Origin of the sequence: Tenacibaculum sp. FZY0031, assembly GCF_036350695.1 — a bacterium.
Taxonomy (GTDB): domain Bacteria; phylum Bacteroidota; class Bacteroidia; order Flavobacteriales; family Flavobacteriaceae; genus Polaribacter.
Map to the genome: position 1 here is coordinate 21,699 of NZ_JAZDVY010000007.1, position 25,292 is coordinate 46,990.

Annotated in this window: 1 protein-coding gene; it reads right to left on the minus strand. The window is 31.2% G+C overall.

The genetic code is table 11. From position 1 onward, the window contains the following. Positions 1-10: 10 nt before the first annotated feature. A complete protein-coding gene (locus V1T75_RS10915) occupies positions 11-25,231 on the minus strand; it encodes a non-ribosomal peptide synthase/polyketide synthase (protein WP_330488577.1) in 25,221 nt (8,406 codons plus the stop codon). Positions 25,232-25,292: the final 61 nt, after the last annotated feature.

The window sequence follows — 25,292 nt, forward strand, 5'->3', positions numbered from 1 at the left end:
TTATTGACTTTTAGTAATTAATTTGTTCTTTAATAAAGCTTTCTGACTGTTCTAGTTTAATATCTTTAATCGCTTGCTGAGGATTGTTGATAATAGTCATTAAAATATTGTAATAGAAATTCATAAAAACTTCCATCGTACTATTACTATATAAATTGGGGTCATAAATAAATGCAATACCTATGGTTTCCTCTTTTTCTCTTACTTCTATTTTGAATTCATAATCTTTTCGTGAACTTCTTTTACTTTTAAGAGGAAGGTGTTCAAAAGCATTGGTTTTATCAGAAGCTATTAACAAAGTATTCATAAAAGCAAAGTGTACCTTAATCATTGCTCTTCCTCCAATACTTCCGTCTTTATGTAGTTCTGAAACTAATTGGTCGTATTGATAATCTTGATTATCATAAGCTTCTAATACTACTTTTTTAATTTCAGACAATAAATTAAGGTAAGAGGCTTCTGGCTGTATTCTAAATCGTAATGGTAAAACGTTCACAAATGTTCCAACTATTGTATTGAGTTGATTATGTGCTCTACCTACGATATCTGTTCCAATAATTATATCATGGTTTCCAGAAATTTTAGACAACAAGATGTAGTAAGCAGATAGTAACAACATGAATTCTGAAACCTCAAATTCTTTAGCTGCTTTTGTTAATTCTTGATACTTTTCTACATTAACATAAATTTCTTTTTCTTCTGCTTCTAAAAACGCTTTCTTCTCAGACGAATCAATATCAGTAGGCAGATCTAAATACGGTAACTCTCCAGAAAGCTGATTAAACCAATAATTTTTCTGTTGCTCAAGCTCAGCTCCCATATCTTGCATCCAATGTGCGTAGTCTACATAACGTAGTTCTAAATCTTCCAATGTATTTTCTTGATACATATCGATAAAATCATGAACTAGGATGTTTACAGAAGTTCCATCTGCTACAATGTGATGAATATCTATGAAAAGTAAATCTCCTAAATCACTATCTTTTAATAGACCTGCTCTAAAAAGAGAGTGACTTGTAAGCTCGAACGGACGGATAAAACTTAAAAATGCTTCTTGTGCGTTATCATAATTTTCTAGGTTCAGAATTTCCAGTTTAAATTCTTCTGCTCCATAAATTTTCTGGAAGATTCCTTCTTCTGATAACACAAAACCTGTTCTTAAACTTTCATGTCGCTTTACTAATTGTCGAAGTGTATTTTCTAACTTTTCTTTTACAACTTCTCCATTAATTTTAATTGGAATAGAAATATTAAAGGCTACGCTTCCTTCGTGCAGCATCTGCTGATAAAACATTCTATTTTGAGCAGGAGATAGTAAGTACAACTCTTTCTCACCTATGTTTTTAATTTGTTTTGTTTCTTCTTTTGGCTGAGTATTTTTTATTATTTGAGATAACTCAATAATCGTTGTATGCTCAAAAATATCTTTCAACTTTAGCTTTACTCCAAATTCTTTCTGAATACCAGACATTAAATGGAAAGCTTTAATTGAGTGCCCTCCCAATTCAAAAAATGAATTTGTAATCCCTATGTCTTCTGTTGAAATTTTTAATATTTCAGACCAAATTTCAATTAGTTTTTCTTGTGTTTCATTTGTTGCTACCTCTACAGTTGTATTAATTAACATAGGTTCAGGTAACATTTTTATATTTAGTTTTCCATTCACATTTAATGGAACGGTAGTTATAGGAATAAAGAAAGAAGGTACCATATAATTAGGTAGCACATCTCTTATAAAAGCTCTTAATTCAGCTACATTTATTTCTTCTTTTTCAATATAATATGCACAAATGTATTGCTCATTTTCAGCATTTTGCCTAACAACTACTACCGCTTCTGTTATCCCTTTATAATTGAGAATGTTTTGCTTAATATCGTCTAATTCAACACGTATTCCTCTAATTTTTACCTGTCGGTCTATTCTTCCTAAAATCTCAATTGTGTTTGTTCTGTCTTTTTTTCCAAGATCTCCTGTTTTGTATAAAATATCTTGTTCACCATCTCCATAAGGATTCTTTATAAATACTTTGTTATTTTCTTCAGGAAGATTTAAATACCCTAAACTTCTATAAGGTGTACGAATGTAAATTTCTCCAACAACTCCTGCTGGGCATACGTTTAAAGACGAATCAAGTATTACAAACTGAGCTCCTATTATTGATTTTATTGGAATATATTTCTTGTCCTTATCTTCTGGTTGAATTAAATAGTAGCCTTTTGCTAATGTTGTTTCAGTTGGACCATAAATATTTACTAACTGTACTTTATCTTTAAATTTATTGAACCAGTTTTGTAGTTCGAACGGAACAATTTTTTCACCTGCAAGTAGAATATACTTAAGTTTAGTGAATAATGACTTCTCTACGCTTTGGGTATTGAATATTTTAAAGAAACTAGGCACACAGTGTATTAATGAAATTTCATTTTCATCTATCCAAGAGCTCAATACGTCTCCTGTAAGGAGTAAATCTTTTTCTGGAATACATATAGTTGCTCCGGCACATAGCGGTACAAATACATCTCTTAAGAACACATCAAATCCTGGGTTTGTAAATTGGCTAAATCGGAAAGAATCATCTATACCAAAAGTGTTTATTTCCCATGAGATAAAGTGCTCTAATCCCTTATTTCTTCCTATAACACCTTTAGGTTTCCCTGTAGATCCTGATGTAAAATAAACATACACAGGGTCATTTAATTCGTACGTTCGTTTTTCTACCAGTGTTTTTTCTTCAGTTTCTAAAATGAATGGAATATCTAAATAAGTAGCCTTTGTGGTTCGTTGAAGCTTTTCAATTGAACCCATCTTTTGATCTGTTAAAACATATTGGCTTTGTGTTTGCTCTAAAATTGAAGATAATCGTTCTTGAGGCAACCCAAATTCCAAAGGAACAAACGCTAGTTTGGCCTTTAAAACTCCTATCATTGCGGCAATTAGAAGATGACGATCTTCACACAATATTCCTACATAAGTATTTTCAGGGATTTTAGCTTCTATTAAAGAGTTTGCTATTTTAGTGGACTCTTCTTCTAATAAAGCATAACTAATTTCCGCCCCTTTGTACACGATTGCACATTTAGTAGGGTTGTTATTTAAACCAATAGATAATGTTTCTTGAATTGTTTTTTCTATAATTCCTTTGCTAAGGTCTTTACGCAATTCATCTTTTACTTTTTGTAATTGATTACTTGAAAGTATCTCTAGATGTAATATTGGCTTTTCTTCCTCTTTAATAATTGCTTCTATACTATTTCTAAAGGCACTTATTAACTCTTTTATCAGAACTTCTTCATAAATATTCTCATTATAATCAAACAGAATTTCTGTTGTTTCAAATGGTAATATTTTTATGTTCAAATTATAGTTAATTTGTACTTCACTTTGTATGCTGGTTACCTCAAAGCCCGTTTGTTCTTTAGTATTATTGGCAACTTGTTTTCCTATGGGGAAGTTTTCAAAAATTAAAATATGATCTAAAAGGTCTCTTCCTAATTCACTTAATGCTTGTATTTCTGATAAAGGATGGTACTGATATTCTTCACTCTCCAAAGCATTAAGTTGTACCTTTTTCAATACATCCTCTATATTTTCTCCTTCTTCAAATCGAATTCTTACAGGAATTGTATTGATAAATAAACCAAGCATGTTCTCTATTCCTGCCAATTCTGCAGGACGCCCAGAAACTACTGATCCAAACACAACATCTGTAGTTGTATTGTATCTGCTAAGTACCATTGCCCAAGCTGTTTGTATTAGTGTATTAAGACTAACTCCGTATTTTCTCGATACATTATGCAATGTTTTGGTTTGTATTTCATCTAAAACAAAACCATCACTTACTTGGTTGTACCCTTCTCTTTTAACTTGCTTTTGAGGAAATGTTGTAACTGTATCAAACCCTGCTAAATATTTTTTCCAATAATTAGCTGATACTTCTTTTTCTCTTTTTTGTAACCATGAGATATAGTTTACATAAGGAGATATTTCTGGCAACTTTATTGGTTTACCATTTATGAATTGTTCGTAAACCTCTTTAAACTCATTTACAATGATTCCCATACACCATCCATCCATAAGAATATGGTGATAACTCCAAATAAACGCAAATGATTTTTCTGTAGTTTCAAGTACTGTTAAACGCATTAAAGCACCTTTTGTAAGATCGAACTTTCTAGCTTTGTCTTTTGTTTTGTACTTTTCTAACACTTTTTCTTCACTACTATTTGCAACCTCATCAATAATTTTCACATATGTAAAATCTAGTTGCTGATGATTCTTCACAAACTGTAATGGTTGGTCTAGACCTTCGTGAAAGAAATTTGTTCGTAAAATATCATGACGTGCTAGTAAGTACTCTAAAGTATCGGACACTGTTTTGATATTTACATCCCCCTCTATATGACATGTTACTTGTTCAAAATAATTTTCAGACAAATCATCATATATTGAATGGAAGAACATTCCTTCTTGCATTGGTGAGAGTAGATATGCATCTTGTAAATCATATCGTTTTTGCAGATTTGTTACTTCGGAAATACTTAATTTATTATATGTAAGATCTGAAGGGGTTACTTCTTTCGTTTCCAAATGCATACAATAAACAATCGTCTCTTCTAAACATTTTTGGTAAGACAGCATCAGAGATTCCATTTCAACAGCATCAAATTCTTCTTCTCCATATGTTAAGCGTATTTCTAATTGTTTTGATGTAACAATTCCTGTTATTTCAACATCGTAAGGTCTCTTGCTTTCTAATGCAACATCGTCACCTGAAAGTCCATCTACTATTTCAAAGCTTTTTCCTTCTATATCAGTATCAAATTGCCCTAGGTAGTTAAAGCTAATCTGAGCTTTATTTTCTTCAACACTATGCTCTTCTTCAAGGTATGTAAGTAAAAGATAGTCCAAACCACCATTTGGAACCCCGCGAAGCGTTTCTTTTGTTTCTTTAATATGAGACTTTAAATTTTTATGAACATGGAAACTTACAGGATATATAGTCGTAAACCATCCTACCGTTCTATCTATTTTAACATTAGATATACTCTCTTCTCTACCGTGGCCTTCTAGATCAATCTTTAATAAATCGATACCGAACTGGTTTGCGAAAGCTTTTGTAAAGCTCGCCAAAAGTATATCGTTAATTTGTGTATTGAACGGTTTATGAACATCTGTAAGTAATGTTTCGGTCAACTCTTTGTTAAGAGAAAAACGAATACTTTGAGCCTTTTTATAAGTATTAGAAACAGTATTGTTTTTGGGGATTTTCACAAAAGGTTTCTGCATAACTTCCTCCCAATATCCTTTTTGTTTTTTAAATTCATTAGACCTTTTATAAGTCTCAAGCTTATCTGCCCAAAGTTTAAAAGAATCGCTCTTTAATGGTAACGCTAATGCTTCCTTGTTTTTAATTTGCTGATGAAGCGTTTCCATATCTTCAAATAAAATACGCCAAGAAATACCGTCAATTATTAAATGATGAATAATTACAACTAAGTAGGTTCCTTCATCTGTTTCAAAGTATCCTACTTTAAATAATGGCCCTTCTTGAAGAATTATTTCTCTTTGAAGTTTATTACTTTCTGCTAATATTAACTCTTGGAAGTTTCCTTGACTCTTGAAGTTTTTCTCTTCTATCTCTAATGTTATTGTTTCTTCAATTACCTGTTTTTTATGTGCCCCATCATCTACAAATTTTGTTCTTAAAACATCGTGATGTTCAACTAACTTTTGAAATACTTGTTTTACTTCATTTAAAGTTATTCCGTCGTTGAACTTTAAGGCTACAGATTGATTGTAGTGTTGAGAATTAAAATCAGACTCCTTAAAGAACCATTGTTGAATACCTGTTAAAGGCACCTCTCCGACAATTTTTGATTGATCTGCTATAACCTCAATAGATTGAATGGCTCTTGCTTGTTCAATAATTGTAGGTAAAGTCATGATTGTTTTAACTGGTAATTCTTTTCCTAATGCTCTTAGACGAGAACTAATTTGTACCGATTTTATGGAATCTCCTCCTAATGAAAAGAAATGATCTGTTATTCCTACATGGTCTATTCCTAATACAGATTTCCACACATTAACTAATACCTTCTCTTCTGAAGATGTTGCTAAAACATAGGCTGATTTTATTGTTTTTGCTGTTTTTAACAACGCCTTTTTATCCAGCTTTCCACTAGCATTTAATGGCATTTCTTCTAGTGCAATGTATTGACTAGGGACCATATACTCTGGGAGGTTATTTACTAAATATTCTCTAAGATTTTGTTCATTTACTTCTTCATTTGAAACATAATAGGCCACTAAGTTTTTTTGTTCTCCGTGTTCTTGAACAAGTACAACTCCCTCTTTTATTGGTGAATATTTAACCAAATAATTTTCTATTTCTCCTAGTTCAATTCGATACCCTCTTAGTTTTATCTGATCATCAATTCTTCCTAAAAACTCTATATTTCCACTATCAGACCAGCGTACCAAATCTCCTGTACGGTACATTTTTTTACTAGTATCAAATGGATTTTTAACAAATTTACTTTCAGTTAAATCAGCTCTATTGAGGTAACCAAGTGCTACTCCTTCTCCTGCAATACACAATTCACCTGGAACTCCTATTGGTTGCGGATTATTAAAAGTATCTAAAACATAAAGCAACACATTGCTAATAGGTTTTCCAATAGGTACATTTACAGAATTTTCATTTCCTGTTGTTGTGTACCAACTACTATAAATGGTACCTTCTGTAGGCCCATAAATATTTTCTAGTGAAATATTCGTTTTTAAAGCATAAAAACGTTTTATAAGGCTTAATGGAAGTGCTTCTCCTGCTAAGAAAATATGTTTTAAGCTTTTTATTACCTCTAGAGAGTTATTCTCTATTTCCTCAAGGAAAACAGCAAATAATGAAGGCACAAAATTAACATGAGTAACTTGATTTTCTTGTATGGCTTTCATCATTTTTAACGGTTCTTTTTCTTCGCCTTTTGGTAAAATGATTAATGTACCTCCATCAAGATACCATCCAAATAACTCAGCTACAGACACGTCAAAAACATAATTTGTTTTTAATAAATAACTATCTTTAAATGTTAGCGGATACTTCTCTTGCATAGATTGCACTAAATTCACAACTGAATGATGTGCAACCATAACTCCTTTTGGCATTCCAGTTGATCCTGAAGTATAAATCACGTATGCTAAATCATTTGAAGACACCTTCAGTTCTATCGTACAAGCCTGATTTAAAACTAAATTTTCTATTGTTTCATAGTATATTTTCTCTGTAGAAACAGTAGCTAACTCCGCTTCAAACTTTTCTATAGAAAGTAGCAGTCTAACTTTCGAATCTTTAATAATTGTTTGAATTCTTTCTATAGGATTATTGGTGTCTAAGGGTAAGTATGCTGCCCCAGATTTTAAGATTCCATACAGTAAGGGTACAAGAAGTAAATCTCGCTCTAAATACACCCCAATTAAGTCTCCTTGATTTATGCCTTTTTCACTAATTAAATAATTGGCTATTTGATTTGAAAGAGCATCCAACTCACCGTAAGTCATCTCTTTACCCTTATAATACAAGGCAGTTTTATTTGGATTTTTTGCTACTTGCTCAACAAATAGCGACATAATTGTTTCATTTGGAGTGAACTCTAAATGAGTATTGTTAAAACCAGTAGTTAGCTGTAACTTTTCTTCATTAGACAAAATTTCAACTTGCCTTACTTTACTGTTTTTAGAACTCGTTAAAATTTCATGCAACACATTTGTTAAATGCTCACTAATTTTTGAAATAAATTCTTTTGAAAATACAGCATTGTTATATAAAAACTTAAATCGTAGATCTTTTCCCGGTACAACTACTAGCGTTAAGTCATAATTGGTTTCTTCAAAAACCTGAGATTCTTCTATCGTAAAAGGAGCTTTCTCATTACCTAGATTATTTGGTAAGTCTTTATTACTTACGGGTAAATTTTCAAAGACTATGATATGATCTAATAAGTTTCTTCCTAATTCACTTATTCCTTGAATTTCTGCCAGAGAATAATGTTGATATTCATCGCTTTCTAATGCTTTCTTCTGTGTATTTGCTAGAAGTTCACTAACTGTAGTGTCTTCATTATAACTAATTCTAACAGGAATGGTGTTGATAAATAATCCTATCATATTTTCCACGCCCTCTATTTCCGAAGGACGTCCAGAAACCACTGTTCCAAATACTACATCTCTTGTATTGTTATATCTTGACAATACAATACCCCAAGAAGTTTGAATTATATTATTTAACGTAACTCCCTGTTCTCTAGAAAGCGTTTGTAACGATGTTACTACTTCTGAACTTATATAGTGTTCATAAACTGCTTGTTTATTTTTTTCTTGAGATTCATTACCTTTTTTCGGAATAGTTGCTAAGGTGTCATAACCTGCTAAGTAAGTACTCCAATAGTTAGATAGTTTAATTTTATCTCTTTTTTCTATCCATGAGATGTAATTTGAATACGGCTTAACAACAGGTAATTCAATACTCGTTTTATTTGTGAAGTGTTTATACACTTGTTCAAATTCTTGTAATAAAATTCCTATACACCATCCGTCCATTAATATATGATGATAACTCCATATAAATTCAAATGATGTGTTACTTATTTGTAATACAGTTAAGCGAATTAACGAGCCTTGTAAAAGGTTAAATTTATTGTTTCTGTCTTTAATTCTATACGCTTCTATTAGCTCTTCTATTTTTTCTCCATCCACACTTTGACGCATATCTATTAGAGAAAAATCGAATTCTTCTTGATCTAAAACTATTTGCAGAGATCTATCAAACTCATCTGAAAACACCGTTCTTAAAACATCGTGACGCTTTAACAAGTAGTTGAGTGTTTTGCGTACTACTGATATATTTAATTCTCCTTCTATTTTACAACTTACCTGTTCGAAATAATGAGATGTTTTTGGGTCTAACAAAGAATGATACATCATCCCTTCCTGCATAGAAGATAAAGGATACACATCTAAGACTTTGAACTTACTTTGTAGATGATTAACATCTGTAATGCTTAACTTACTGTAAGTTAAATCTGACGGTGTTAATTCTCTTCCCTTATAATCACAGCAATAATTAATTACCTTTTCTAAAGAAGCTTGATACTTACTCATTAAACGAGAAATCGTAGCATCGTGAAAATGGTTTGTATTATATAGTAATTGAATTTCTAACTTTCCAGAAACAACCATTCCTAAAATATCCCAATCATAATCTCTTTCATTATGAAGATGAATATCTTCTCCTTTCAAATTAGGTACAATTTCAAAACTTTTGTTCTCTACATCTGTATCGAACTGCCCTAAATAATTGAAACTCACTTGTGAGGTTCTTCTTCCTTCTACTGTTGTACTTTCTAAATTATTGTACAGCAAGTAGTCTGCTCCCTTCATAGGAATGCTTCTCAGTCCTTCCTTAACCGATTTAATTAGTGAAGAAATCGTATTATGTGAAGTAGAGAATGTTACAGGGTAAATACTTGTAAACCATCCTACTGTTCTACCAATATTATTATTAATAAAAGACTCTTCTCGTCCATGACCTTCCATATCCATTCGGATATGATTTATATCGTACTCAGCGGCTACTGCATTGATAAATGCGGCTAATAATAAATCGTTTACCTGTGTATTAAATGCTAAATGAGCTTTAGTTAATAAACGTTTTGTTGCTGCTTCATTTAAATTAAACGCAATCTTCTTAGACGTTAAATAACTATTGTTGCCTTCTTCTCGATCTCTTTTTATGTGTGATGTTTCTTTTTTGTCTTCCTTTTCCCAATATTTAACACTGTTAGTAAATGCGGCTCCCTGTAGATATTCTTTTACTTTTTTTGCCCAAAGCTTAAAAGAATCTGTTTTTAACGGTAACTCTAGTTCTTTATCTGTTTTAACCTGATTATATAGCGTTTCAAAATCTTCTAATAAAATTCTCCAAGAAATTCCATCAACTATTAAATGGTGGATTGCTATAAACAAATAACTCTCTGACTCTAAATGATAAAGACCTATTTTTAACAAGGGACCATCTGTGAGATTAATTGTACTTTGAAGTTCATTAACTCTACGAATTATTTCTTCCTCATAGTTCATTGATTTCTCAAAGCTATGTTCATCAATAAATATATCCATCTCTGGAGAAACTATTTCTTGAATCACTTCCTCTTCTAATCTAAATGTTGCTCTTAAGACATCATGATGTGTTGTAATTTTAGATAAAATTAACTGTACCTCTTCTACACTTAGCGTTGTGTTAAATTTTAACATCACCGACTGGTTGTAGTGTTCTTTGTATGCTTTATTCTTTTTGAAAAACCACTCTTGTATGCCTGTTAACGGGATTACTCCTGTTACCTCCGATTGGTCAGAATAAATTTCAATAGGTTTTAATGATTTTGCTTGTTCTTTTATTGTAAAAACAGACATTAAAGTACGAACAGGAATATCATATCCTAAATTTCTAAGTCTTGAACTTATTTGAATTGATTTTATAGAGTCTCCTCCAACAGAAAAGAAATTATCATAAATCCCAACAACCTGTATTCCAAGTACCTCACACCAAACTTTTGTTAATAATTTTTCTTCAGGAGTTTCTGGCAACTCTAAACTCATTTCCCTATTACCTTCTGGAATAGGTAGTGCTTTTTTATCTAATTTTCCGTTAGGTGTTAATGGTATAGCATCTAATTTATGATAGTAATGAGGAATCATATACCCTAACAGTCTTGTAGATAAAAATTCTCTGAAACGAAGGGGTTCTATATTGTCGTTTGCTATGTAATACCCCACCAAGTGTTCTGTATTCCCTATACTTTTAAGAGTAACAACAGCATCCTTAACTTCAGGAAATTCCATTAAGTTATTTTCTATATCTCCCAACTCTATACGATAGCCCCTTAACTTAATCTGGTCATCTATACGTCCTACAAATTTCAGTGTTCCTTCTTTTGTCCAGCAAGCTAAATCTCCAGAACGATACATTTTCTGACCCTCTATAAATGGATTAGAAACAAACTTTTTATCTGTAAGTTCTTGTTGATTATAATACCCCTTAGCCAATCCTAAACCTGCTATAAACAATTCTCCTACAACTCCTATTGGCATAGGCTGAAGTGCTTCATTCAGTATGTATATTTCTGTATTTAATATTGGTTTTCCAATAGATACCGATACTGCTTTTTCAGTTACAGAAAACTGATGGATTGTACATCCTACAGTTGTTTCAGTAGGTCCGTATTCATTATAAATAGTGACTTTTCCTTTAAATTTATCGTATACTTCTTTTGCTAAAGCATATTCAAGAGCTTCTCCTCCTACAATCATTATTTTTAGCTTACTTTTTTCAAAGTAAGAAGTTAACTTACTACTTGCAACAAGCATACGTAAGTGAGAAGGAGTTAGTTTTATACCCTCCACCTTGTTATCTATAATAATATCTTCTATTAAGCTGTTAGATGTATTCTCTGGGTAAATAACAACACTATCTCCTTTAGTCAAAGGAACAAAAATAGTTACGGTTAAGTCGAAAGAAATTGTTGTATAGAAAGGGAAGTTACCTAGATTTTCTTCAAATGAACAGACATAATTAGCTAGTGATTTATGTTGTATTGCTACTCCCTTTGGAATACCAGTTGACCCAGAAGTATAAATAATATATGCAAGGTCATCTAATTGAACATGCTCTTTGAATTTTGTAGAATAATTGAGTATTGTATTCCAATTTTCTTTAATATTAATAACAATCAACTCTTCCTCTACTTCTTCTATAGACTCACTCGAAAACAAGTGTTTTACACCACTGTTTTTTACTATATTTTGTTTCCTTTTTAATGGATAATTGATATCAATTGGCACGTAAGCGCACCTCATTTTTAATATCGATAACAAAACAATAACCATTACATCGCTTCTCTCCATTTGAATACCGATTAAGGTTCCTGGTGTAATGCTATGATTCTCTACACAATAGTTAGCTAAAGAATTCGACATTTCATCTAGCTCTTTGTATGTTATAGATTTGTTATTAAAAACTAATGCTTCTGCATTTGGGGTTAATGCTACCTGTTTGGCAATAAGATCTAACAGCGTTTCATCAATATCTTTCTTTGCGAAACCTGGATTGTTAAACTCTTTTAAAAGAGTGTTTCTCTCTTTTGTAGATAAATAATTTATTTCATTTATCTGTTGTTGAGAATTTAGAATAGCATTTGTTAAAAAGGATTCTAAATGTGTTAACATTCTACTTATGAAAGACTCTTCATAAATATCTGTATTATATTCTAACAGTACAAATAGCCGCTCATTTTCCTCTTTAAATGAAAAAGTAATATCAAATTGACTTACATTTCTAAGATGTTTTTCATAAGGCTTTACTGAAATATTTTCTAATTCAATAGCAATGTCTTCCTGATTTTGTAGTACTACCATTACATCGAATAATGCAGCTCTAGAGGTATCTCTATTTAAATTTAATTTTTCAACTAAATCATCAAATGGGTATTCTTGATTTTCATATGCTTCTAAAAGTGTTCTTTTTTGTGTTTCAACTAAATCTTCAAAATTCCCCTCTTTATTGAAGGTTGTTCTGATAGCCAAAGTATTTAAAAACAAACCTATCTGGTTTTCTAAATCTGCATGTGTTCTTCCTGCTATTGATGTTCCTAAAATGATATCCGAATTATTAGTATACCTATAAAACAATCCATTAATTCCTGCTAACAAAGTCATAAAAAGAGTTGACTTCTGACGCTCATTAAACAAACCTATGTTTGTATACAACTCATTACTAAAAACATGTGTTAATGTATGTCCTTGATACGTTTTTATTAAAGGTCTTATTTTTTCAGTAGGCAACTCTAAAACAGGTAGGTTACCCGATAATTTAGAAATCCAATAATCTTCCACTTTGCTAAACTCAGGGTTCTTTTTCTTTTCAATATTCCACAATACGTAATCATGGTATTGAATATTCAGATTTGGAAATTCTATTTTATTACCAGTAACTAATTGGTTATATAAATACATTAGTTCTTCAGATAATACTTGCATTGACCAACCATCACCCATAGTATGGTGAAGACTCAATACTAGGTAATATGTTTTATCTTCTTGCTTGAGTAATTTTATTTTTAAAAGAGAAGCTCCTGATAAATCTATTTCTTCTTCTAAGAATGTTTTAATTTCTTTATCAAGATTTTTGTGGTCTACTGCTTGTTTTTCTAATTCAAATGTAAAGTTCTTAGCATTTATTACTTGTTGTACTATCTCTCCATTCACCTCTAAAAAACTTGTTCTTAAACTACTGTGACGTTGAAATATTAATTTAAATGCTTGTTCTAATTTAGGAATGTCTAAATTTCCTTCAAGCTGTAAAACTCCTGGTATATTATACGCTTTACTACCTCCTTCGAACTGACTAAGTATCCACAATCTTTTTTGAGCTGAACTCAAAGGATAATACTCTTGACTTTCCGATTTAGGAATTGGTTTATAAGTATCTTCATTTATTATTTTTACTAGCTCTTCTATAGTAGGATATTCGAACACTTGTCTTATTTCTACAGTACTAGATAGTTCTTTATTAATATTATTAATAAGCTGCGTAACTTTTAAACTATGTCCTCCTAACTCAAAGAAATTATCTGTAATTCCTATATTTTCAATATTCAATACATTTTCCCAAATGCGAACCAGTATAGATTCTACTTCATTTCTAGCCGGCACATATTCATTTCTTATAATATCCTTTTCTGAAAAAGTTAAAAGAGCTTCTCTATCTATCTTTCCATTGGGTGTTAATGGCATAGATGACAACTCCTTAAAGTAACTAGGAATCATGTGTTCAGGAAGACGATTTTTAAGTGCTTCCCTCAGATTTTTTGATTTCAATTCAGAATCAGATGTATAATAAGCTACCAAGTATTTATCTCGTTCCGAAGTTATTATTACCACTGCTCCTTGATTTATTGAAGGTAATGAAATTAACGCATTTTCAATTTCTCCTAATTCTATTCGATATCCTCTTAATTTTACTTGCGTATCCTTTCTTCCAATAAACTGAACGTTTCCATCTGGTAACCATCGTGCTAAATCACCCGTTTTGTACATTTTCTCTCCGTTTACAAACGGATTTTTTATAAACTTTTCATTTGTTAAATCGGGTCTATTCAAATAGCCTTTTGCCAAGCCTGCTCCTCCTAAATATAACTCTCCAATTGCTCCAATAGGTTGAAGATTATGAGTCTCATCTAAAATATACATCGCTGTATTTGGAATAGGTTTTCCTATAGGAATTATTTGGTTTTTTATTCTTTCTTTATTTTCTATTTCATAAATAGAAGAAGTTACACTCGCTTCTGTAGGCCCATATGCATTGTAATATCTTACATATTTTATAATTTCTGTAACTATCTTATAACTTGGTGCTTCTCCACCTGTCATTAATATTTTTGCTTTGGCTAACTTAGACAAGTCTAACTTGTCAAGATAGGAAGCAGGTAAAGTCACTATTTCTATATCATTATCAAAGATATACTCTCCAAACTGTTTGGGATTTTTTCTGCAATCATCACTTAAAATATGCAATGTTCCATTAAATAATAGTGTAGCATATGTTTCCCAAGCAAAAGCATCAAAAGAATATGAGAAGAATTGAATTGACTTTTTCTCTCCAAAAATTTCTTTTTGGAAATAAATAGTGTTGAGAATTGACTGATTTTCAATCATAACTCCCTTTGGATTTCCCGTACTTCCTGAAGTATATACTACATACACTAAATCTTTAGAGGTTGATTTGATATGTACGGGCTTTGATACTGGAGTTGTATTCTTGAAGTCTAGTAAAACCTCTTCATTTATACTTACTTTACACTTTGAATCGGTTTCTAAATACTGAATACGTTCTTCTGGATATGCTATATCAATTGGTACGTATGCAGCTCCTGTTTTTAATATTGCAAAAATTGTTATAATTATCCATTCACTTCGCTCTATTTTTATAGATACCAAATCTCCTTTTTCTACATGATATGTATCTAATAGATAATTAGCTAGCTCGTTAGATTTTTCATCTAATTCTTTAAACGTAATTTCTTTCCCTTTAAAAACTACTGCTACTTTAGTAGGATTTCTTTTTACTTGTTCAGTGAACAATTCTACAATTGTTTTTCCTTCAGGATATTTAACAGGGTGATGATTAAATTTTTCTAATTGGATTTTCTCCTCAGCAGGCAAGAAGCTAAACTCTTTAACCTTTTTATCTAAACTTTTATGTATCGATGCGAAAATTTGCCTTAAATAAGAACAGATATTATCTATTAATGCTCTCTCAAAATGATTTTCGTTATATTCAAATTTTATCGCTAGGTTTTTTCCGGGAAATACACCTACTACTAAGTCGTAATTAGTTTGTTCAAAAGCTTTTATATCTTGAATATTAAACGCTCTTTTTTCATTTAACGATTCTGCTGCTAGGAGTCCCTCATCTAAAGCATAGTTTTCAAAAGCTATAAAATGATCAAATAAATTATTCCCTAGACTACTTTGAGCCTGAATTTCTCCAATTGATTCGTAATGGTAAGCTTCACTTTCTAATGCTTTTTCTTGAATTTTAGTAAATAAGGAAACTAAAGAGGCATCTGAATCAAAAGTAACTCTGACTGGAATGATATTCATAAACAAACCTACCATATCTTCAACTCCATCTAATTCTAGTGAACGACCAGAAACGATAGACCCAAATACCACATCATTCGTATTGTTAAACTTGGCTAAAATTAGCCCCCAAATTCCTTGAATTATTGTATTTACAGAGACTCCTAATGAAGTAGAAACCTTCATTATATTCTTCATTTCATCATCTGTCGTTACAAAATATTTAGAGTTTAATTTAAAATTATTATTCTCTTTTTGCTTACTAGGAAGTGTGACTATTTCCTCATAATTTTCTAAATACTTTTTCCAGAAATTCAACCCCTCATTTACTTCTTTTGATTCCAACCATTTAATGTAATTTTTAAATGGTTGTATGGTTGGTTTTGTTTCTGTAATGTTTTTAAGTTTATTTTCATAAATATGAATAAAATCTTTCAACACCAGTCCTAAACTCCAACCATCAAGGAGTATATGATGGTAGCTCCAAATAATATGATACAATTCGTCCTCTAACCTCAGAACAGTTACTCTTATTAAAGTATCCTTTCCTAAATCAAATTTTTTACTTCTATCTTTCTTTTCATATTTTTCTATGACCTCTTCATCCTTTGTATTAGCACATTCACTTCTTACATCTAAGTACTGAAAATCACTTTTTCTTTCTTTCATTACCAGCTGCAACGTAGCATCGTATTTATCATAAATAAATGCTGTTCTCAGAATATCGTAGCGTTGCATGAGCTCTTGAATACTTTGCTCCATGATCTCCGTATTTAACCTATCTGTAATTTTATGAGATATTTGGTTAAAGTAATGATCTGAATTTGCATCGCGTAGCGTATGAAATAATATTCCTTCTTGCATTGGAGACAGTTTATAAACATCCTGAACTGTTGGATATTCTAACTTCAATGCTTTTAACTCTGAAAGAGATAAGTCGTTAAATGTAAAATCTGAAGGAGTTAATTCTATGGTGTCTTTTGCGCTACAAAAAGCAATAATCTGTATCAATGAATTTTCATACAAACTCATGAGTTCAGTTATTGTTTCTTCTTTGTACTGCTTTGAACTATACGTTAGCTTCATTTCTAAACAGCCATCAGCTATTAACCCTAAAATTTCCCAATCGTGATGTAATGTTTCTTCTGGAGAAATAACATTTCCAATACCTTCAATAGCAACGTCAAATGATTTATCTTTTACATCTTCATCAAATTGTCCTAAATAATTAAAGAAAATTTGAGCTGCTTCATCTTTAAACCCTTTATTGCTTTCTGATTTGAAATATTTAGCTATTAAATAATCAAACCCGTTGTTTGGAATTTTACGGAAACTTTCTTTGGTTTCAATAATGTTTTCAGTAAGACTTGTACTTTGACTGTTTAAGTATAATGGGTAAATACTCGTAAACCACCCTACTGTTCTATTTATGTTAACATTTGGTAAAATTTCTTCTCTACCATGTCCCTCTAAATCTATTTTAAGGTTGTTAATTCCATACTTTTCTTTTACACTTAACATTAATGCGGTTAATAAAACGTCATTAATTTGTGTATTAAAAGGCTGATGAACAGAAGTTAAAAGAGCATCTGTCAACCTTTTAGTTAGTTTGAATTTTACTGTTTTTTGCTCTTGAACTTTATGATTTCCTTTTGGAAAATCTTTAGGTATTTTCGAATAAGAACAGGTTACTTTATCTTCCCAATAAGTTTTCGCTTTTGCAAAACGACTGCTTTGCATATATTTCTTTATAGCATCTGGCCAAGATATAAACGCATCTGTTTTTAATGGTAATGCTAGAACTTGCCCATTACTTAATTGTTTAAATAACGTTTCTATATCTTCAAATAAAATTCGCCATGAAATTCCATCAATTACCAAGTGATGAATAACAATAAGTAATTTACTTGTTTTGGTATTATTAAAAAGTGCCAATTGCATAAGCGGTCCCTCTTCAAGGTTGATGCCTGACTGAATTCCCTCCGCTATTTCTAGTAATTTTGCTTCCTTATTTTCTTCTTCTGTAAGATCAAACTCTTTAAGCCCTAAAGGTAAATCGACCCCTTTATTCACCGCTTTTAATTGCTCTTCTTTTTTCTTAAAAATTAAACGTAAAGCGTCGTGATGCTCTTGAAGTTTTGTAAAAACTTTAATTATTTCTTCTTTGGAAACCTTTTTAGGGAAATTAAGTAGTACCCCTTGGTTATAATGATGAGGATGAACGGTAGAATGATCGAAAAACCATCTTTGTATAGGAGATAATTCTTGAGCTCCTGTAACGAGTTCCTGTATCGAAGCTGTTTCGGTTTTCTTTAACTTTAAACTTAATTCTTTAATTGTTTGACTTGTAAAAATATCTTTTACCGAAACTTCGTATCCAAGATTACGCATTCGAGAACTTATTTGGATCGATTTTATTGAGTCTCCTCCTACTGAAAAGAAATTATCCATTACTCCAATAGAATTCACTCCTAAAACTTCCGACCAAACATTGATTAATATTTTTTCTTCTTTTGTAGTAGGTGCAATATAATTTTCACCAGCCTCTACTGTTGGTTCAGGCAGTTTTTTCTTATCAACTTTACCATTAGGAGTTAATGGCATTTTATCTAGAATCGTAAAAAATGTTGGTACCATAAAACTTGGTAACCTATCTGAAAGATATGCTCTGAGTTTAAGAGAATCTGTGTTTTTATAAAGTACACAATATCCTACTAAATGTTTTTCTCCTTCATATTCTTTAGCTACAACCACCGACTCTTTTACGAACTCATTTTCGTTTAATAAGCTTTCTATTTCACCCAACTCAATTCTAAACCCACGAATTTTAACTTGATCATCAACCCTACCTAACAATTCCATTTCTCCATTAGGTAACCATTTCGCTAAATCTCCAGTAAAATATATTTTCTCTTCCGGCTTGAAAGGATTGCTAATAAATCTTTCTTTAGTTAATTCCTCACGATTCCAATAACCTTTAGCAACTCCTTTTCCTCCTATGTAAAGATTTCCTATGACTCCTTGAGGCAATAATTTCAAATTATCATCAAGTACATATAATTGGGTATTAGCAATAGGGTTTCCTATGGTAACTTTTGTTAAGTTCTTTTCAAAATGTTTTACACTTGACCAAATTGTTGTTTCCGTAGGTCCGTACATATTGTACACCTCAGCCTCAGTTTTCTGTCTTAAGCTATGAATTAATGTAGCCGGTACAGATTCTCCTCCAACCAAAATAGTTTTAAGTGATTTTAAGAATTTTTCTGATTCTTTATCACTTTCCAACAGCTTTAAATATGAAGGTGTAGCCTGAAATGCAGATATTGGTTTTCGTAAATTATTCTTTTGTATAGAAAATACATCTTTAAGCTCTTTTAAGTATTCAAGGCCTTCAATTATTTTCTTTTGTTCTACGCCAAAATCTATCAGACACCCTATTTCATTTACGCCAGCTGCCGATAGCTTTTGAACCATGTTTATCGCTGTACTTTTCGTTCCAATTAAAGAGCTTGTTTTATAATAGCGTTTAACAGCATTTTGAAGTATTTTATCTTCAAGTTCTTTGGTTAATTCTCCTTCTATATAGCCAGCTTCCTGATATACAATTTTACTAACCCCAATAGCAGTTCTTAAGTATTCTTTAAAAGGTTTTTCTACAACAGCTTCAACTTCTTCCATAGTTTTTCCTACATAGGTATGTAACATCACTGCTACTTTTCCTTCTCCTTCATATCCAGCTTCCTTTCTTGCTTGTCTGTAAACACGTATTTTTTTACTTAATTCTTCAATGTCTTGTCCTAACAGATGTGTTAATAAGTTAGCCCCCATTTGCCCTGCAGATCTAAAAGAAGCTTCATTTCCTGCTGTTGTTAGCCAAATAGAAAGTTCTTTATTTGTCTTATTCTGGGCTTCTTTACGCTTTCTCCATAATTCTTTTATTTTATTGATATTTTCATGTGTTATTTTGTGCCTATCTGCATAACTGTATTGAGATAATGAAAAATCATCATGATTCCACCCAGGAGCAAACGACAAGCCTATTCGCCCTCCTGAAATTTGATCTACGGTATCCCATTCCTCTACGATTCTTTCAGGTGAATGAAGAGGTACCACAACACTACCACTTCTTAATTCAACATGTTCTGTAATTGTTGATAACATTGCACTGGTAACGGAAGGATTTGGAAACAATCCTCCAAATTCATGAAAGTGTCTTTCTGGTGTCCAAATTGCATTAAAACCATTCTGATCAGCATAATTAACTGTTTCTAAGAATAAATTATATTTTCCATCTTCAACCCCATGGTTATAACTAGCAAAAAAGAAGAGACCAAAATCCATAGTACTCACCTCGTTTTCTACATAACGATCTAACTCGTTATGAGAAGCATCTGAAGGGTGAATTGTAACTTCAACTCCTCTACATAAGGTCCATAAAAGCTCTAAAATTGAAATATCAAAAGAGATACTGGTCATTGCTAGCATTCTCTCTTCTGTTGATATCGGTAACCTTTCATCCATTCCTATAAAGAAATTGGCTAGGTTTTGATGTGAAATCATCACCCCTTTTGGATTTCCTGTAGAACCAGAAGTATAAATCATGTAACACAAATCAAGAACAGTATTGGTGTTAGGTTTTATGAGGTTTTCTGCTGGTTGCCAGTTTTCAGTATTAAGTGCTATTAATGCACCGTTATAATTAAAATCTTGATCTGTAATTAATAGTGTAGCCTTACTATCTTTCAGAATATATTCTTTTCTTTCCTTTGGATAGGATGGGTCTATAGGCAAGTATGCTCCTCCCGCTTTTAAAATTCCTAAAATAGTTATTATGGTAAATTCAGACCTGTTAGTCATAAGTCCTACTATATCTCCATTTTTAACCCTATAGTTTTCTATTAAATAATTAGCAAAACCATTAGACAACTCATCTACCTCTTTGTATGAAAACTCTCTTCTTTCAAAAACAATTGCTGTTTGATCTGGTGTCTTCTTAGCTTGTGCTGCAAACAATTCTACAATTGTAAGTTTAGGGGTCTCTTTTTTAGTGGTATTAAACTCATTTAGTAATTGATTTTTCTCTTGACTTGATAAAACATCAACATTAAACAACTGAATAGCCGGATTGTTTGTTACTTCACTAATTATTCTTTTAAAATAATATGCAAAACGCTTAATTGTTTTCTTCTTAAATAATGCAGCATCATAATCAAATTGTAATTCAATCTCTCCTTCTACTTGAGCAGCGGTAAGTACAATATCAAATTTTGATGCTTTATGATCAAACGTGTAAGGTGCTAAAATTAAACCGGGAATTTTAAGCTCTTCTGTTTCGAAATTTTCAAAGAAAAAAGCAACATCATACAATGGGTTATGACTTGGGTTTCTTTCTATATTTAGCTCTTCAATTAATTGTTCATACTGATACTTTTGGTGCTCAAAACATGCTAACAATGTAGCTTTTACAGAATTTAAAAATTCTGTAAAAGATGCTTCTTCCTTAATTTTAGAACGAACCGATAGCATATTTAAAAATATTCCTATAATATTTTCAAGTTCTGCATGTGGTCTTCCAGCTGAAGGAGTTCCGATTACAATATCTTTTTGATTACTTAATTTATTAAGTAAAATATTAAATACTGCCATCAATATCATGAACATTGTCACTTCTTCTTCTTCTGCAATTTTATTTAGTTTGCTAACTTCAGACTCATTAATTTTAAACTTAAGATTTTCTCCTTGATATGTTTTTACTAAAGGTCTTGTAAAATCAGTAGGTAAATTTAACGCCTCGACTTCTTCATTAAATTCAGTCATCCAATAGGCTTTATCTTCAGCAATCATTTTTTTATAATCATCATGCTGTTGCCATTCTGCATAATCTTTATATTGTACTTCTAGGTTTGGAAGCACTTCTTCTTTATATAAAGAAATAAATTCTTTTATAAATATAGCATGAGATAATCCATCATTTACAATATGATGCATGTCAACCATAAATATATATTCTTCTGCATTTATTTCAAATAATCCTGCTCGTAATAAAGGACCTTCGTTTAAGTTAAAAGGCTGTACAAATTCACTACACAAGTATTCTAAATTATCCTCTACTTTAGTATGTTGTAACTCAAAGTTAATTTCATCTGAAATGATTTGTACAACATTTCCTTCTATAATATCAAATTGAGTTCTTAACGTTTCATGTCTATTAATTAACGCTTCAAATGTTTTAGAGAATCGCTCTTTATTTACATTCCCTTTAATCTTAACAGCATAGGGCATATTATATGCTGTAGAACTCTTATCCATTGTATAGAGAAAATACAAACGCGTTTGTGCAGAAGAAGACACATAATAAGGCTTTGACGATGCCTTAGGTATTGAAATAAATTCTGTCGTTTCTGTATTTGGTATTAGAGATGCCAACTCTTTAACCGTAGGATTATCAAAAATTTCCTTAATTGTTATCTTTATCTCAAATTCTTTAAATATAATATTGGCAAACTTGATTGCATTTAATGAGTGCCCTCCTAACTCAAAGAAGTTTGATTTTAATCCGATTCTTTTTTCATCAACTTTTAATATTGAAGACCAAATAGCAATAATCTTTTGTTCTATTTCAGTTAATGTTTCGTTTATAACAAGCGTACTTGTTTCTATCTCAGGGATTGGTAATGATCTTTTATCCAGCTTTCCATTATGAGTTAATGGAATTCTATCTATATGAATATAGAATGTTGGAATCATATAAGACGGAAGTCTTTCTGCAAGAAAAGAACGAAGTGTTTTTTGATTTATCTTTTCTTCTCCAACATAATACGCTGCTATGTGTTTTTCTTCTTCATGAACAACTTCAACAACTACAACGTCTTTTATTGCTTTAAATGTTGATAGTTGATTTTCAATTTCTCCTAACTCTATTCTATACCCTCTTAATTTTATTTGATCATCAATACGTCCTAAGAACTCTATTGTGCCATCGCTCTTCCAACAAGCAAGATCTCCAGTACGATACATTAATTTTCCCTCAGAAAAAGGATTGGAAATAAATCTTTGATTTGTAAGGTCTTCTCTGTTAAGATATTTTAAAGCTAACCCTTCTCCTGATATGTATATTTCTCCTTTAGCTCCTTTGGCTACTGGCTTTAAAAATTTATCTAATAAATAAATTTGAGTGTTAGCTATGGGTTTTCCTATAGCAACAGATGCCGTATTTTTTTCTTTTTCTGAAAATTTATGAATCATACAACCTACTGTTGCTTCAGTAGGACCATATTCATTATATATTTCTATTCTTCCCTTATATTTTTCAGAAATAGATTTTGCTAATGAATAATCTAAAGCTTCACCACCTACAATAAACTTCTTTACATTACTATGTATAAACTTTTCTGTTAAAGACTCACTTATATTAATAATTCGTAAATGAGAAGGGGTTAGTTTAATTATATCTACTTTATCATCTAAGAGTACTTGCTCTATTAATAAACTATCATCTGTATCTTTATATAAAACAACTTCTCCTCCATTTATAAGAGGAACGAAAATAGACGTAATAGTTAAATCAAAAGAAATAGAAGTATATAAGGGAAAGTTTCCTTTTTGGTCATTTAAATAATACTTTGAAGCCCAAGTAATATAATTTAAAAAAGAACGGTGTCCTATAGCTACACCTTTTGGAACCCCAGTAGAACCTGAAGTAAAAATAACATAGGCTATTTCAGATTGCTTGGTATTGAAAAGATATTCTTTTTCTTCTTCAAGAATAAGGTGGTATTCTTCACTAAGATTTAGTACGCTTTTAGGTAAGGCTACGTCTAATGGTACATATTCTTTTCTTGTTATAACAGTTTCTAAACAAGCACTTTTTATAATTGTGTTAATTCGTTCAGCTGGGTATTTTGGATCTATAGGAACATATCCAGCTCCTAGTTTTAACAAACCTAATAATACAGGGATGAATACTGGTTCTCTCTCTAACATCACTCCTACCAAATCGCCTGATTTTACATCTTTCTTAAGAGAAAGATAGTTTGCTATTTGATTTGAAATCATCCCTAACTCATTATATGTCATAAGGAGTTCTCCATCTCTAATTGCAATAGCATTGGGAGTCGTTTTTCTTTGTTTTTCGAAAAGAGATACAACTGTTTCGGTATCTGATAAATCAACTAACGTATTATTAAAATCGACTAATAACTCTTTATAGTTTTCTTCAGACATTAAAGAAACTTCTTCTGAATTTTTAGAGGAATCTGTGATTATTGCACGAAGTAAGCCTTTATAATGTTCTGCAATGGTTTGAATTTGATTTTTGGTTCCATAATGTTCATCATAATCAAATTCAATTTCTAAATTTTCATTAAAAAACACTGTTATCGTTAAAGGAATACTATTGTTCTCATAGGTAGACGCTAAGTGTAATGAGAATTGTTTGTTTTTCCCTAAAACATTATGATCTAATGGATAATTTTCAATTGCAATTACCGAATCAAATAAGCCTTCATATGATTTTAGTCCAACTATTTCCTTTATTTCAGAATATGCTGTTCCTTCAAACTGCTTATCATTGTCTATAAGTCCTCTATGCGTATCTTTAACTAATTGCAACAAAGATGTTGTAGTGTTGCTTTTTATACGCATCGGTAAAATATTGATTAGATTACCTATAACATGTTCTATTCCTCTTAACGAAGGAGGACGGTTAGATTGAGATCTTCCAAAGATTACATCTTTAGTTCCTGAATATTTTTGAAGCAATAATCCATAAGCAGCATAAATTACTGCTGCTTTGGTTACTTGGTTTTTATTAGCAAAATCATCAATAGGTGCTAAATCAGCTTTAATTACAAACTTGCTTCTATTGGTTACTTTTCTCTTCTCTTTGGTTGTAAACAACTCACAAATGGTATAGTCTTGCAAATAAGACTTCCAGAAGGTTTCTTTTTCTTCTTTTAACTGTATTATTTCAGTTTTCTTATATACTTTTTTTAAATCTGGTTTTGCAGCAAAATGAGGTATTTCTCCATCCTTTAAAGAATTATAGGTCTCAAAAAGCTCTTTTAATATTACCCCTGTACTCCATCCATCGTAAAGCACATGATGATGTGAAATTGTAAGTACGTATTCATCTGTGCTTTTCTTTATCAAAGCTATTCTCAAAGGAAGTTCCACAAGATTAAATCCAATCTTACGGTCTTCATTAATAAGTGTGTTAAGTTTGGTTTCTCTCTCTATTGAATTTAGTGAAGAAAGGTTTATAAACTTATAGGGAGAAGTTGTTTCTTTTAAAATAACTTGTATTGGATTACTTATCCCTTCCCAGCGGAAAACAGACCTTAAAGCATCATTATTTAATTGAACTAAATTTGTAGCTTCTTTAAATAACGATTCATCAAGGGTACCTGTGATTGAAAATGAAATTTGAACTGTATATAAATCTTTGGCACCTTTAATCCACTCAATTAATATTCCTTTTTGAGTATTATTAAGCGCTACAATATCTTGAATATTTGCTTTGTTTAGTTTCTGTTCCATTATCGGTTTTTTTAATCTTTGGGTTGGGTTATATAGATAATTCACAGTGCTTAGATGAAAG